This window comes from Georgenia wutianyii (assembly GCF_006349365.1).
Lineage (GTDB): Bacteria > Actinomycetota > Actinomycetes > Actinomycetales > Actinomycetaceae > Oceanitalea > Oceanitalea wutianyii.
Genome location: NZ_CP040899.1, coordinates 3,189,214 through 3,203,010, shown reverse-complemented (window position 1 = coordinate 3,203,010; position 13,797 = coordinate 3,189,214). Strand labels below are relative to the sequence as shown.

General features: G+C 73.5%; 17 protein-coding genes. 14 read left to right on the top strand and 3 right to left on the bottom strand.

The features are described from left to right. Positions 1-22: 22 nt before the first annotated feature. The 8 genes from FE251_RS14130 to pstB all read left to right on the top strand — a co-directional run bounded on the left by FE251_RS14130 (position 23) and on the right by pstB (position 7,079). Positions 23-844 carry a DUF4397 domain-containing protein gene (locus FE251_RS14130; RefSeq protein WP_139949089.1) on the top strand — a complete coding sequence of 274 codons (822 nt, stop codon included), beginning with the start codon at positions 23-25 and terminating at the stop codon, positions 842-844. Position 845: 1 nt separating this feature from the next. Continuing rightward, on the top strand, positions 846-1,523 hold the full coding sequence (locus FE251_RS14125) for a class F sortase (RefSeq protein WP_139073343.1): 678 nt from the start codon (positions 846-848) through the stop codon (positions 1,521-1,523). Between the two features lie 28 nt (positions 1,524-1,551). Continuing rightward, positions 1,552-2,088, top strand: a complete 537-nt coding sequence (locus tag FE251_RS14120; RefSeq protein WP_139073344.1) for an RNA polymerase sigma factor — start codon at positions 1,552-1,554, stop codon at positions 2,086-2,088. After that, positions 2,075-2,881 (top strand): anti-sigma factor, encoded by an 807-nt coding sequence (locus FE251_RS14115; RefSeq protein WP_139949088.1) that lies wholly within the window; start codon positions 2,075-2,077, stop codon positions 2,879-2,881. Before FE251_RS14120 ends, FE251_RS14115 begins: the two co-directional genes overlap by 14 nt. Positions 2,882-3,012: 131 nt before the next feature. After that, on the top strand, positions 3,013-4,134 hold the full coding sequence (gene pstS / locus FE251_RS14110) for a phosphate ABC transporter substrate-binding protein PstS (protein ID WP_139949087.1): 1,122 nt from the start codon (positions 3,013-3,015) through the stop codon (positions 4,132-4,134). 93 nt (positions 4,135-4,227) lie between these two features. Continuing rightward, on the top strand, positions 4,228-5,211 hold the full coding sequence (pstC, locus tag FE251_RS14105) for a phosphate ABC transporter permease subunit PstC (protein ID WP_218013722.1): 984 nt from the start codon (positions 4,228-4,230) through the stop codon (positions 5,209-5,211). A gap of 2 nt (positions 5,212-5,213) precedes the next feature. Then, a complete protein-coding gene (gene pstA, locus FE251_RS14100) occupies positions 5,214-6,248 on the top strand; it encodes a phosphate ABC transporter permease PstA (protein WP_139073347.1) in 1,035 nt (344 codons plus the stop codon). A 51-nt stretch (positions 6,249-6,299) separates the two neighbouring features. After that, the gene (gene pstB / locus FE251_RS14095; RefSeq protein WP_139073349.1) at positions 6,300-7,079 is read left to right on the top strand and encodes a phosphate ABC transporter ATP-binding protein PstB; all 780 of its coding nucleotides are present in this window, start codon (positions 6,300-6,302) and stop codon (positions 7,077-7,079) included. Between the two features lie 54 nt (positions 7,080-7,133). On the opposite strand, the gene FE251_RS14090 is transcribed toward pstB, so the two are convergent. Continuing rightward, positions 7,134-7,565, bottom strand: a complete 432-nt coding sequence (locus FE251_RS14090) for a septum formation family protein (protein WP_139949086.1) — start codon at positions 7,563-7,565, stop codon at positions 7,134-7,136. Positions 7,566-7,825: 260 nt separating this feature from the next. Then, complete coding sequence (locus tag FE251_RS14085; RefSeq protein ID WP_139073351.1) at positions 7,826-8,503, bottom strand: winged helix-turn-helix transcriptional regulator; 678 nt, start codon at positions 8,501-8,503, stop codon at positions 7,826-7,828. 136 nt (positions 8,504-8,639) lie between these two features. Between FE251_RS14085 and FE251_RS14080 the strand changes: the two genes are divergently transcribed. From FE251_RS14080 to dtd, 6 genes are read left to right on the top strand one after another with little or no spacing between them, the layout of a single operon-like run. Then, the gene (locus FE251_RS14080; RefSeq protein WP_139073353.1) at positions 8,640-9,362 is read left to right on the top strand and encodes a hypothetical protein; all 723 of its coding nucleotides are present in this window, start codon (positions 8,640-8,642) and stop codon (positions 9,360-9,362) included. Positions 9,363-9,405: 43 nt separating this feature from the next. Continuing rightward, positions 9,406-10,014, top strand: a complete 609-nt coding sequence (locus FE251_RS14075; protein WP_139073355.1) for an FABP family protein — start codon at positions 9,406-9,408, stop codon at positions 10,012-10,014. Beyond that, complete coding sequence (ygfZ, locus tag FE251_RS14070) at positions 10,011-11,108, top strand: CAF17-like 4Fe-4S cluster assembly/insertion protein YgfZ (protein ID WP_230976443.1); 1,098 nt, start codon at positions 10,011-10,013, stop codon at positions 11,106-11,108. Before FE251_RS14075 ends, ygfZ begins: the two co-directional genes overlap by 4 nt. A gap of 3 nt (positions 11,109-11,111) precedes the next feature. Further along, positions 11,112-12,227, top strand: a complete 1,116-nt coding sequence (locus tag FE251_RS14065) for an FUSC family protein (RefSeq protein ID WP_139949085.1) — start codon at positions 11,112-11,114, stop codon at positions 12,225-12,227. Between the two features lie 22 nt (positions 12,228-12,249). Continuing rightward, a complete protein-coding gene (locus FE251_RS14060; protein WP_230976442.1) occupies positions 12,250-12,573 on the top strand; it encodes a DUF2516 family protein in 324 nt (107 codons plus the stop codon). Continuing rightward, positions 12,570-12,995 carry a D-aminoacyl-tRNA deacylase gene (gene dtd, locus FE251_RS14055; protein WP_139949084.1) on the top strand — a complete coding sequence of 142 codons (426 nt, stop codon included), beginning with the start codon at positions 12,570-12,572 and terminating at the stop codon, positions 12,993-12,995. The genes FE251_RS14060 and dtd overlap by 4 nt, the downstream gene beginning before the upstream one ends. A 151-nt stretch (positions 12,996-13,146) precedes the next feature. Here dtd and FE251_RS14050 read toward each other — a convergent pair whose 3' ends face one another. Beyond that, positions 13,147-13,659: an O-acetyl-ADP-ribose deacetylase gene (locus tag FE251_RS14050; protein WP_139949083.1), complete on the bottom strand. Its 513-nt coding sequence runs from the start codon at positions 13,657-13,659 to the stop codon at positions 13,147-13,149. Between the last annotated feature and the right edge of the window lie 138 nt (positions 13,660-13,797).

Below are 13,797 nucleotides of genomic sequence, written 5' to 3'. Positions count from 1 at the left end.
CAACCACACCAGGAGGACCACCATGGGAACCACCGCCGTCCGACGCGCAGCGATCGGCTCCGCAGCCGGCCTCGCGCTCCTCGCGCTCGCCGTCCCGGCCACCGCCACCACCAGCGACGTCGCGCAGCTGTCCGTGCTGCACGGGGTCCCGGACCTCACCGTCGACGTGTACGTCAACGGGGAGAACACGCTCGACGACTTCGAGCCCGCCACCCTCGCCGGCCCGCTCGAGCTGCCCGCCGGCACCTACACCGTGGCGATCACCGCCGCCGACGCAGCGGACGACAGTGCACCCGTCCTCGGCCCGATCGACCTCGACCTCGAGTCCGGCGGCAACTACACCGCCGTCGCCCACCTCGACGCCGACGGGGCGCCCACCGTCTCCTTCTTCACCAACGACACGTCCACGACGGCCGCCGGTGAGGGCCGGCTCGCCGTCCGGCACACGGCGGCCGCCCCCGAGGTCGACATCCTCGCGGGTGACCAGGCCGTCATCAGCAACCTCGCCAACGGCTCGGAGCAGGTCCTCGACCTGGCCGCCGCCACCGTGCCCGCCTCCATCGCCGCGACCGGCACCACGGAGGCCGTCCTCGGCCCGGTGGACGTCCCGGTCGAGGAAGGCTCCAAGACCATCGTCTACGCATGGGGCAGCCTGGAGGACGGCACCCTCGACGTCGCCACCCAGACCATCAGCGGCCTGCACTCCGCGCCCGCCGGCGTCCCGACGGGTCTGGTCCCGGTGGACGAGCCCGGCGTCCCCGCCGGTGCGATCGTCGCCGGCAGTGCGGCGCTGCTCCTCGTCGCCGCCCTCGGTACCCGTCGTCTCGTCCGTAACCGGGCCTGACATGAACCGCCTCCTCGCAGCCGCAGCGGCTACCGCGCTGCTCGTCCTCGCCGGGTGCGGCGTGGACGGCGGGGAGCCCGAGCAGCCCGGACCGGCGGTGGGAGCCCCCGCCGGCCCGGGCACCGGGGCGCCCGCCGAGCCACCCACCTCCTCGGGCGCCCCGCCGAGCCCCGCCGCCCCGGACGTGCCCCTCCGGTCGGCGGCGGGGCTCCCCGAGGTCGAGACGCAGAGCCCACCGGTCCGGGTGACCGTGCCGGCCCTCGACGCCGACCTTCCCGTCGACCCGGTCGCGGTCGCCCCCGACGGGCAGATGGAGATCCCCGAGGACGCGGCCCGCGCCGGCTGGTACCGCTTCGGTCCCTCGGTGGGCGCCGACGAGGGCGCGGCGGTGCTCGCGGCCCACTCCGGCTCCTTCATCACCCCCTACGGCCCGCTGCGCGACCTCGTCGAGCTCGAGCCGGGCGACGCCATCGAGGTCACCCGGGAGGACGGACAGGTGCTGCGGTACGTCGTCGAGTCCGCCCGGCTCATCCCCAAGTCGACCATCGACCTGTCCGACTACTTCCGGCGGGACGGGGAGCACCGGCTCGTCCTCATCACCTGCGACGGCGTCTGGCAGGACGACGTGCAGAGCTACACCGACAACACCGTGGTCACCGCTACATTGGTCACCTCATAGGCGGCGCGACGTGGCGACTGAGGTGGCGATGACGGAACCCGAGGTGCTCGGTGTCCGTTTTCGCGACGGCACCCCGGACGCCGTGCGCCACGTGTACGAGCAGTACTCGGCGATGGTCTACAGCCTGGCGCTGCGCGCCCTGCGCAACACCGCCGACGCCGAGGACGTCACCCAGCAGGTGTTCGTCAACGCCTGGCGCTCGCGCCACCGCTTCGACCCGGAGCGTGCCCCCATCGGGGCCTGGCTCGCCGGGATCACGCGCAACGCCGTCGCCGAGGCCCACCGGCGCCGCTTCCGGGACCGGGGGGCGCTGGGGGAGGCCCCCGAGCTGGGCGAGCCGGACCGCACCGAGGAGATCGTCGACCAGGTGCTCGTCGCGCAGGCGCTGTCCGACCTCGGTCCGCCGCAGCAGGACGTGCTCGAGCTCGCGTTCTTCGAGCACCTCACCCACACCGAGATCGCGGAGAGAATGGACCTGCCGCTCGGCACGGTGAAGTCGCACATCACCCGCGGCCTGCGCCGCATGCGAACGAGGATGGAGGAGGGACGCCATGCGTCACGTTGACGACGACACCCTCTCCCTCGTCGCCCTGGGAGAGGCCGAGCCGGACGCCGCCGCCGCCGAGCACCTGCGCGAGTGCGCGCAGTGCCGGGAGGAGCTCGCGGCGCTCAGCGACATGGTGACGGCCGGCCGGGCCGGCTCCCCGCTGCAGGCGCCGCCGGCACACGTGTGGGACAGGATCGCCGAGGAGATCGCGGCCCAGGGCGTCGACGACGGCGCGCCCGACGACGGCGCGCCCGACGCAGGCACCCCCGAGGCCGGCGCGCCCGAGGCGGGCCCCGAGCGGGACGAGCCGCTCGTCCCACCCCGCGTCCCCGCCGGCCGCCGTCGCGACCGCACCCGCCCGCCCGGGCGCCGTGAGCCGCGGCGCTCCCGCTGGTCGCGCGCCGGCTGGCTCGCCGCCGGCCTGGCCGCCGGCGTGGCCGGCACCCTGTTGGTCACCCAGCTCCCCGAACGCTCCGAGGAGCCCGAGGCCCTCGCCACCGCCCAGCTCGAGCCGCTCCCCGGGTGGGACGAGACCGGCACCGCCCGCGTCGAGGACGTCGACGGGCGGCGCGTGCTCCACGTCGAGCTCCCCGGCGATCCCCAGGACGGCTACCGCGAGGTCTGGCTGCTGGACGAGTCGGTCCAGCGGCTCGTCAGCGTCGGGCTGCTCGTCGGTGACGAGGGCACCTTCGACCTCCCACCAGGGCTGGACCTTGACGACCTCGCCGTCGTCGACGTGTCCCGCGAGCCGTTCGACGGGGACCCGGCGCACAGCGGCGACAGCATCGTCCGGGGGCGGCTCGACAGCTGAGCGCCGCGAGTGACCGAACCCTCACGCGCTGTTCATCCTGCGTTCACCGGGCGCCCGCTCGGTGGTCACCTGCGCTTCCTACCGTCGGGGACGGACACCGGGACTCCCGGGCCCTCCCACCGAAGGACGGAATGAACGTGAAGCTTGCAGGTAGCCGCCGACTGGCGGGATTCGCCGCGCTGAGCGCACTCGCCCTCGCGGCCTGCGGCGGCGAGAGCGCCGCCGACGACCAGACCGCCGGCGCGGGCACCGGGAGCGAGCTCAGCGGGTCGGTCGCCGGCTCCGGGGCCAGCTCCCAGGAGGCGGCCATGCTGGGCTGGATCGCCGGGTTCATGGACGACAACCCCGACGTCGACGTCACCTACGACCCCACCGGCTCGGGCACCGGCCGCGAGCAGTTCCTCAACGGCACCGTGCTCTTCGCCGGCACGGACGCCACCCTGGACGAGGAGGAGCTCGCCGCGGGCGTCGACCGCTGCTTCGGTGGCGAGGTCATCGAGCTGCCCCTCTACATCAGCCCGATCGCCGTCGTCTACAACCTTCCCCAGGTGGACGCCGAGCACCTCAACATGGACCCCGGGACGATCGCCGGCATCTTCACGGGCGAGATCACCTCCTGGGACGACCCGGCCATCGCCGCGGCCAACCCCGGCGTCGAGCTGCCCGACCTGCCGATCATCCCGGTCAACCGGTCCGACGACTCCGGCACCACCGAGAACTTCACCGCCTACCTCGCCGAGGCGGCCGGCGACGTGTGGACCCACGGCGAGGTCGAGAGCTGGCCGATCCCCGGCACCCAGTCCGGCGCCCAGACCTCCGGCATGATCGACGTCGTCTCCGGCGCCGAGGGCGCCATCGGCTACGCCGACGCCTCGCGCGCCGGTGACCTCGGCACCGTCGCCGTCGGCGTCGGCGAGGAGTACGTGCCCTTCTCCCCGGAGGCCGCCGCGGCCGTCGTCGACGCCTCCCCGGAGGGGGAGGACGCGAGCGATCTGCGTCTCACCGTGGACCTCGCCCGGGACACCACCGAGGCGGGCACCTACCCCATCGTCCTCATCTCCTACTCCGTCGCCTGCTCGCAGTACGACGACCCCGCGGATGCCGCCAACGTCAAGGCATTCCTCGAGTACGTCGCAAGCCCCGAGGGACAGGAGCGGGCGGCCCGACCGGACGTCGCCGGGTCCGCCCCGATCTCGCCGGACCTGCGCGAGCGGGTGCTGTCCGCTCTCGACCTCATCACGGTGACCGGCTGATCCCCGGCTAGCCTTGAGGGCGGGTCGGTGCTTACCTGGCACCGACCCGCCGACGCACGCCAACCACCCGCTCGACACATCGCCGGAGGCTTCGTGGCAACCGCCGCACCAACTCCCTCCACGTCCGGCAGGACGCCGGTCGTCCGCGCCGGCCGCAGTCCCGGCAAGCTCGGGAACCGGATCTTCTCCGGGATCTCGACCGGCGCCGGGATCATCATCCTCGTCGTCCTCGCAGCGGTGGCGCTCTTCCTGCTCTACCGCGCGTGGCCCGCGCTCACCGCCTCCCGCGAGCAGCTCGCCGAGATCGGGTTCATGCAGGGCAAGAGCATGTGGGCCTACGTCGCGCCCCTGCTCTTCGGCACCGTGCTGTCCTCCGTCATCGCGCTGGTCGTCGCGGTGCCGCTGAGCATCGGCATCGCGCTGTTCATCTCCCACTACGCCCCCCGGCGACTCGCGCAGGGGCTCGGCTACCTCGTCGACCTCCTCGCCGCGATCCCCTCGGTCATCTTCGGCCTGTGGGGCATCCAGTGGCTCCAGCCCACCCTCGACCCGCTCTTCCGGTGGCTCACCGACCGGCTCGGGTGGATCCCGCTGTTCGCCGACTACCAGGCGCCGGCCCGCAACATCATGACCGCCGGGCTCGTCCTGGCGATCATGGTCCTGCCGATCATCACTGCGACCATCCGCGAGGTGTTCCTCCAGACCCCGCGGCTGCACGAGGAGGCCTCCCTGGCCCTGGGTGCCACCCGCTGGGAGATGATCCGCCAGGCCGTGCTGCCGTTCGGGCGCTCCGGAGTCATCTCCGCCGCGATGCTCGGCATGGGCCGGGCGCTGGGCGAGACGATGGCCGTCCTCATGGTCCTGTCGCCCGGCTACCTCATCAACTTCTACCTGCTCAAGCCCGGGCAGCACCAGTCGATCGCGGCGAACATCGCCGCGCAGCTGCCCGAGGCCAGCGGCATGGGTGTGGACGTCCTCATCGCCACCGGCCTCATCCTCTTCGTCCTCACCTTCGCGGTGAACCTCTTCGCCCGGTGGGTCATCGCCCGCCGCGCCGAGTTCTCGGGAGCGAACTGACGATGACCACCACGGCACTCCACCAGGTCCGGCGCCTGCCCTCGTGGGCTCCCTGGGCCGTCCTCGCCGGCTCGGTCGCCGTCGCGCTCGCCGTCCTCGCCCTCGGCGGGGGGCCGACCGTCGCCGGCGTCGGGTTCCTCACCGCCCTGGTCTACGCCCCGCTCCTCACCGCCATCTCCTGGCAGGTCGAGGGCTCGCGCCGGGCCAAGGACCGCCTCGCGACCACCCTCGTCGTCGCGGCGTTCGTCGTCGCGATGGTCCCGCTCGTCACCCTCGTGTGGACCGTCGTCGCCGGCGGCGTGCGGGCCTTCAGCTGGGAGTTCCTCACGACCGACATGGTCGGGGTCTTCGGGCAGATGACCGAGGGCGGCGCGTACCACGCGATCATCGGCACCCTCTACGTCACCGGCATCGCCTCCCTCATCGCGATCCCGCTCGGCATCTTCACCGCGATCTACCTCGTCGAGTACGGCGGCGGGCGCGCCAAGCGGGCCATCACCCTGCTCGTCGACGTCATGACCGGCATCCCCTCCATCGTCGCCGGGCTCTTCGCGTTCACCCTGTTCCTCGTGCTCTTCGGCCCGGGCTACAAGTCGGCGCTCATCGGCGGCATCGCCCTCGCGGTGCTCATGACGCCCGTCGTCGTCCGTTCCGTGGAGGAGATGCTGCGCCTCGTGCCCAACGAGCTGCGCGAGGCCGCCTACGCGCTCGGCGTGCCGAAGTGGCTGACCATCGTCAAGGTCGTCCTGCGCACCGCCATCGCCGGCATCACCACCGGCGTCATGATCGCCATCGCCCGCGTCATCGGCGAGACGGCCCCGCTGCTCATCACCGTCGGCATCGCCAACGCGGTGAACTACGACGCGTTCGACGGGCGCATCGCCACCCTGCCGGTCTACGTCTACCGCCAGTACGCCCAGGGCGGGGTCAGCGAGTACCGCGCCTGGGCCGGCGCGCTCACCCTCATCATCATCGTCATGCTGCTCAACCTCGTCGCGCGCCTGGTGAGCAGGTACTTCTCCCCGAAGGTGCGCTGATGCCGCCCACGCGCCCCGCCCGCCCGCACGCACGACCCTCAAGGACCGCCAATGTCTAAGCGCATCGACGTCAAGGACCTCAACGTCTACTACGGGGACTTCCTCGCAGTCCAGGACGTCAACATGGTCATCGAGCCCCGCTCGGTCACGGCCCTCATCGGCCCGTCGGGCTGTGGCAAGTCGACCTTCCTGCGCACCCTCAACCGGATGCACGAGGTCATCCCCGGCGCCTACGTCAAGGGCCAGGCGCTCATGGACGGGCAGGACCTCTACGCGGAGGACGTCGACCCGGTGGAGGTCCGCCGGCAGGTCGGGATGGTGTTCCAGCGGCCCAACCCGTTCCCCACGATGTCCATCGAGGAGAACGTGCTCGCCGGTGTCCGGCTGAACAACCGCCGGATCTCCAAGTCCGACGCCGCCGACATCGTGGAGAAGGCGCTGCGCGGGGCGAACCTCTGGGAGGAGGTCAAGGACCGCCTCCACCGGCCGGGCTCCTCGATCTCCGGTGGCCAGCAGCAGCGCCTGTGCATCGCGCGGGCGATCGCCGTGCGGCCCCAGGTCCTGCTCATGGACGAGCCGTGCTCCGCGCTCGACCCGATCTCCACCCTGGCGATCGAGGACCTCATCGCCGAGCTCAAGGCCGACTACACGATCGTCATCGTCACCCACAACATGCAGCAGGCCGCCCGTGTCTCGGACACGACCGGCTTCTTCAACATCGCCGGCACCGGCAAGCCCGGCCGGCTCATCGAGATGGACGCGACGGAGAAGATGTTCTCCGCCCCCTCGAACAAGGCGACCGAGGACTACATCTCCGGCCGCTTCGGCTGAGCCACGGACGACGACGGCCCCGGGAGCGTGTGCTCCCGGGGCCGTTCTCGTTCGTCAGATCGCAGCGCCCTCGAGCGAGCCGGTCATCGGCTCCTCGGACAGCACGATGCACAGCGTGGTGCGGTCGTCCGCGTCGTCCCAGCTCTGCTCGGACGGGTAGAGCATGGTGAAGTAGAGCTCGGACTCGAGGTAGGGCACCCCGATGAACTCCTCGAACTTCTCGGTGCACACCTCCTCGGACTCCTCCTGGACGACGGTGAGGCCCGGGTAGGAGTCGCCGGTGAACTCGTGCTCCGCGAAGATCTCGGCGTCGTGCTCCTCCGAGCACTCGACCGCCTCGACCGAGCTGACCTCGTCCCCCTCGAGGTCGCTCTGGTTCAGGCAGTCGCCGACCGTCAGGTCGAGCACGGAGTTCGCCGAGCACCCGGCCGCTCCCACCAGCGCGAGGGTGGCAACAGCGGCGAGCACGGGACGGCGCAGGGACATGGTTCTACCTCCGGGTAGACATCGGGGGACGAGGTCTCGGCCACATCGGCCGAAATGACCGGACAAACCTTAGCGGAGGCGGTGCGAGTCGAGAACCACGACTCGTGAGGCGGGCTGCCGTGCCCGGCGAGAGAGTTGAGGCGACGCCGGGCCCTGAAGCGCCAGTCGGCGCGAAGGCCGCTCGTGGCGGCTTGTGTTGGAGCCCGGGGCATTCACAACCCGGCGTCGCCCCTCCATCCTAGAACACGCGGGCACGTGCGTCACTCCGCCGCGGCGCGTGGCACGAACCGGTAGCCGACGTTGCGCACCGTGCCGATGAGCTGGTCGTGCTCCGCACCGAGCTTGGCGCGCAGCCGTCGCACGTGGACGTCCACGGTGCGGGTGCCGCCGTAGTAGTCGTAGCCCCACACCTCGTCGAGCAGCTGGGCGCGGGTGAAGACCCGCCCCGGGTGCTGGGCGAGGTGACGCAGCAGCTCGAACTCCTTGTAGGTGAGGTTGAGGGCCTGCCCGCGAACCCGCGCGGAGTACGCCGCGGTGTCGATGACGAGCTCGCCGGCCTCGACGACGTCGGGACCTGGCTCGTCGAGGACCGGCTGGGAGACGAGCAGCCGGATCCGTGCCTCGACCTCCGCCGGGCCCGCCGTGGCGAGGACGACGTCCGAGCAGCACCACGACGGCGTCACCGCCGCCAGGCCACCCTCGGTGAGGACGAGGAGGATCGGCTGGCGCACGCCGGTGCTGCGCGCGAGCTGGCACAGCGACCGCGCCGTGGCGAGCTCGCGGCGGCCGTCGACGACGACGAGGTCGACGGCGCCCGGGTCGACCAGGGAGTCCGGGGCCAGGGCGTCGGCACGCACGTGGTGGTCGAGCAGCGCGAGGGACGGCAGGACATCGACGGACCCGGTGGGTTCGCGGGTCAGAACGACGAGAGTGGCCATCACACCTCTTCCTGGTCGGGGACACTGTAATGGGCGCGCGCTGCCCCGGGTTCGCGGCAACCATCTGACAGACTCGGAGGGTGCCTCGCCGCCCATCCACCCCCACGCGCCCCGCCCCGACGGGGGTCGCGCCGTGATGGGCGGGTCGACCCGCGGCGTCGTCACGGCCGCGCTGACCGCCGTGCTCGCCGTCAGCGCGATGTGGCACTGGCCGATGGTGGTCGTCGTCGCGCTCTCGATCGTCGTCCTCGCCGGCGGCTGGCCCCGGCTCCTCGACCTCCCGGTCATCACCGGCCCCGGCGTGGTCATCGCGCTCAGCGGCCTCGCCTCCCTCGCCGTCGTCACCCTCACCGGATCGGTCGACGCCGTCACGATCGTCGTCGGGCTCGCGGTCGCGGCCGCCTTCGTCCAGGAGATGCTCCGCCGCGACGGGCGGCCCCGGCTCGTGGAGTCCGTCGCGGGGACGGTGGCCGGCAGCGTCGTCGCCGCCTCGGCCGCGCTGTGGCCGGCGCTCGGCGACGGCCGGCCGGCGACCGCCGTCGTCGTCACCGCCGCCGCCGCGCTCGCCGCCGGTGCGACGTGCACCGCCCTGCCGCTGCGCCCGCAGCTCGTCGCCCCGCTCGCCATGGTCGTCGCGGGCGGCGCCGGGCTGCTCGCCGGCGCGCTGCTCCCGTACGTCGGCACGCTCGTGGCCGGGGCCACCGGCCTGGTCGCCGGCATCCTCACCTCGACCGTCCACGTCGTCCTCGGCCGCTTCCCCGCGGCGACCCGACCGCTGCCGGCGCTCGCCGGCGCGGTGCTGCCGCTCATGCTCGCCGGGGCGCCGACCTTCATGCTCGGCAGCATCATCACCGGCTGAACACTCACCGGGCCCTGCGGCGCGGACCGCGTAGCATCGGGGGATGGCCACCTTCACCCTGCCCGAGGGCCTGGCCCCCGAGGTCTACCCGCTCGCCTGGCTCGTCGGTTCCTGGCGCGGCTACGGCGTGCTCGCCTACCCGGGGATCCCCGAGCAGCCGTTCGTCCACGAGATGACCTTCGACCACGACGGCGGCCCCTACCTGCGGTGCACGAGCACCCTGTGGGCGGTCGACCTCGAGCACTCCTCCTCCGTGCCGCAGGAGACGCCGGGCGCCCAGGGCGCCGACCTCCTCGCCAAGGCCGAGGTGTGGGCCACCGAGAGCGCCTACTGGCGCGCCTCGCCCGACCAGCCCGCCGGAGGCGGCAACAGCGTGCCCGTCGAGGGTGGCCCGCGCACCGCGATCGAGGTGCTCGTCGCCCAGCCCACCGGCCACGTCGTCGTGTACGTCGGGGACGTGCGCAGCGCGCGCATCGACCTCGTGAGCGACGCCGTCGTGCGCACCGCCGGGGCCTCGGAGGTCACCGCCGGGCGCCGGATGTACGGCCTGGTGAACGGGGAGCTGCTGTGGGTCGAGGAGCTCGCCGCCTTCGGCCACGAGCTGCAGTCCTACGCCTCGGGGCGGCTGAGCCGGCAGGTGGCCGACTCGTGACCAGCCCGCTGCTCTCCCGCCCCGGCGCCGTGCCCGCGGGCGGACCGGACACCGGGGTGGCCCTCCACTACGGCCGGCCCGCGCAGGAGCAACGCGCCCTGGAGCAGGGGCGCGGCGTCGTCGACCTGTCCCAGCTCGGCGTGCTGACCGTCACCGGCCCCGACCGTCTCAGCTGGCTCAACTCGCTGAGCAGCCAGCTGCTGCTCGGCCTCACGCCCGGCGTCTCGGGCGAGCTGCTCCTCCTCGACCCCAACGGCCGGATCGAGCACGCCGCCGCCGTCGCCGACGACGGCGAACGCACCTGGCTGGTCACGGAGGCCGGGCACGTCGCCGGGCTCGCCGGGTTCCTCGACCGGATGCGCTTCATGCTGCGCGTCGAGGTCGCCGACGTCACCGACCGCACCGCCGTCCTGGGCACCTACGGCGACGCGTGGCAGGCCCTCGCCGCCGCGCCCGGCCACGTCCTCACCTGGCACGACCCGTGGCCGACCACCGCCCCCGGCGGGACGAGCTACGGCCCGCCCGACGCCGAGCACCCCGGCCGCGACCTCCACCCGGCGCTCAGCCTCGTGGACCGCTCCCGCCTGGTCGAGGCGGTCGACGGCAGCGGGCTGCAGCTCGCCGGCACCTGGGCGTGGGAGGCGCTGCGGGTCGAGGCCTGGCGCCCGCGACTGGGCCGCGAGGTCGACGACCGCGCCATCCCGCACGAGCTCGACTGGCTGCGCACCGCCGTCCACCTCGACAAGGGCTGCTACCGCGGCCAGGAGACCGTGGCGCGCGTGTACAACCTCGGCCGCCCGCCCCGCCGCCTCGTCATGCTCCACCTCGACGGCTCGGAGCACGTGACCCCCGAGCCTGGGGAGCGGGTGCTCCACGGGCAGCGCGACGTCGGCGCCGTGACGACGGTCGTGCGCCACACCGAGCTCGGGCCGGTGGCCCTCGCCGTCGTCAAGCGGTCGCTGCCGGAGGACGCCGAGCTCACCGTCGGCGGGATCGCCGCGGCGCAGGAGGTCATCGTGCCCTCCGCCGGGGAGGCCGTGGGCCGGCCGGCCGAGCGTCCCGGGCAGGAGCTCCGCCGGCGGCCGCGTCCCTGACCCATGGTGGAGGAGCCCAGCGACCGCCCCGAGCGCCTCGACCTGCGCCGGCTGCTGGTGCTCGTGCGCCAGCGGCTGCGCGGCGGTCGCCGGCGGGTGCGGGCCGCTGCGTTCCCCGTCGTCACCGCGGCGATCGCCGCCGGGCTGTCCTGGGCGGTGGCCTACTACGGCCTCGGGCACGCCCAGCCGTTCTTCGCCCCCGTCGCCACCTGGGTGTGCCTCGGCTTCACCGCCGACCGTGAGGTGCGCAAGGTCGCCGAGCTCGCGCTCGGCGTCGCGCTCGGCGTCGCGCTCGGGGAGCTCGTCGCCCGCGCGCTGGGCCCGGGCGTCCTGCAGATCATGCTCGTCATCGTGCTCGGCGCGCTGCTCGCCCGGTTCGTCGACCGCGGGCCGATGCTCACCATCCAGGCCGGCGTCCAGGGGATCGTCATCGTCGCGCTGCCCGTCGCCGCCGTCGACGGACCCACCGGGCGGTGGACCGACGCGCTCGTCGGCGGCTCCTTCGCACTGCTCGTCGCGATCCTCACCCCGCAGGACGCGCGCAAGCGCGCCCGGCAGCTCGCCGGGGCCAGCCTCAGCGACCTGTCGGAGATGCTCGAGACGATCTCCCGCGGGCTGCGCGACGGGGACGCCGAGCGCATGCGCGACGCCCTCGCCCAGGGCCGCAGCACCCAGGGCACGCTCGACGACTGGGCCTCGGTGGTGCGCAACGCGCAGCAGACCGCGCGCATCTCACCGACGGCCCGTCGCTTCCTGCCCGAGCTCGCCCGCCTGCAACGGGCGAGCACGCTCGTCGACCGCGCCATGCGCAACGCCCGCGTCATCGCCCGCCGCGGGCAGACCGCCGTCGAGCAGGGCGTGCGCGACGACCGGGTGGGCGACGCGCTGCACGGCCTGTCCGTGGCGGCCAACCGGCTCGGGGAGGCGCTGCGCACGGGAGCGAACACGGCCGACACCGCCCAGGTGCTCGCGCTCGTCACCGCCGAGCTCGACCCCCACGACGTCGAGGACCCGGGCTGGCAGCTGCAGACCCTCGTCATCCTCATGCGCTCGCTGACCATCGACCTCCTCCAGGCCTCCGGACTGAGCGCCGCGGAGGCGAACCACCTGCTCAGCTGAACCCGTCTCGTAGACTCCACCGGTGGGAATCATCGGCAACCTGCAGTTCTACCTCTTCCTCCTGCTCGCACTCGCGGCGTTCGCCGTGGAGGTGTGGGCGCTCGTGCACGCCCTGCGGCAGCCCGCGCAGGCCTTCACCTACGCGGGGAAGCGGACGAAGAACTTCTGGCTCATCGTGCTCGCGGTCAACGTGGCGCTCGGCTTCATCGCGCTGCCGCCCTTCGGGCCGCTCTCCGGCGGGTTCCTCTCGATCATGCTCATCGTGCCCGCCGCCATCTACCTCACCGACGTCCGCCCTGCGGTGAGCGGCTACGGCCGCGGCCGGCGCGGGGGAGGCGGCTGGTGAGGACCGTCCTCCAGCGGGTCGACGGCGCCTCGGTCAGCGTCGCGGGCGAGCAGGTCGGCGGGTTCACCGGGCAAGGGCTCGTCGCGCTCGTCGGCGTCACCCACGACGACGGCCCGGCCGAGGTGGAGAGGACCGCCCGCAAGATCGCCGACCTCCGCATCCTGCGCGATGAGCTCTCCGTGACGGACGTCGACGCCCCCGTCCTCGTCATCTCCCAGTTCACCCTGCACGCCGACGTGCGCAAGGGCCGCCGTCCGTCGTGGAACGCCGCGGCCCCGGCCGAGGTCGCCGAGCCGGTGGTCGACGCCGTCGTCGCCGCGCTGCGTGAGCGCGGGGTCCGCGTGGAGACCGGCCGCTTCGGCGCCGACATGCGGGTCTCGCTCGTCAACGACGGCCCGGTGACGATCGTCCTCGACGTCTGAGGCGGTCCTGCGTCCCGCGCTCCTCTGGGACGCCCTTTTGGGGCGCTCCGGCGTGCTGTTGGGGGGTGTCCCAGGGGCCGCGAGGGGTGTCCCAGAGGCCACGAGGGGTGTCCCAGAGGGCGGGGTGGGCCGGGCGGGCCCGCGGCCGGCGTCAGGGGGCGTCGAGCGCTCGGGTGAAGGCGGCGAGGACGGCGTCGTCGAACAGGACGAAGCGGACGAGCTCGACGTCGCCCGTCCACCCCCGCACGGCGTCGACGGCGACGCGGGCGACCTCGGCCGGGTCCCACCCGTAGACGCCGGCGCTCACCGCGGGGAAGGCGACCGTCCGGGCGCCGACGGCGTCGGCGACGTCGAGGCTGCTGGTGAAGCAGGCCGCGAGGAGCGCCGGGTCCGTCTCGCCCCGGTGCCGGTTCGGGCCGACCGTGTGGATCACCCAGGGGGCGCGCAGCGCGTACCCCGCGGTGGGGACCGCCTGCCCGACGGGCAGCCCGTCCGGAAGGTCGGTGCGCCGCAGCTCCATGCACTCCTCGAGGAGCTGCGGGCCGGCGGCCCGGTGGATGGCGCCGTCGACCCCGCCCCCGCCCATGAGGGAGGAGTTGGCGGCGTTGACGATCGCGTCGACGTCCTGCTCGGTGATGTCGCCCCGGACGGCCTCGATACGCATCCCCTTATCGTGCCCGTCCGGGCGCGAGGGACAAGCGACGCCGCCGCCGCTGTGGACGGCGCGTCCTCACCCCGCCCGGGCGGCGTCTGTCCTGCGCGGGCGGCCAGTCACGCCGCTGGCGAACACGGGCACGGTCCG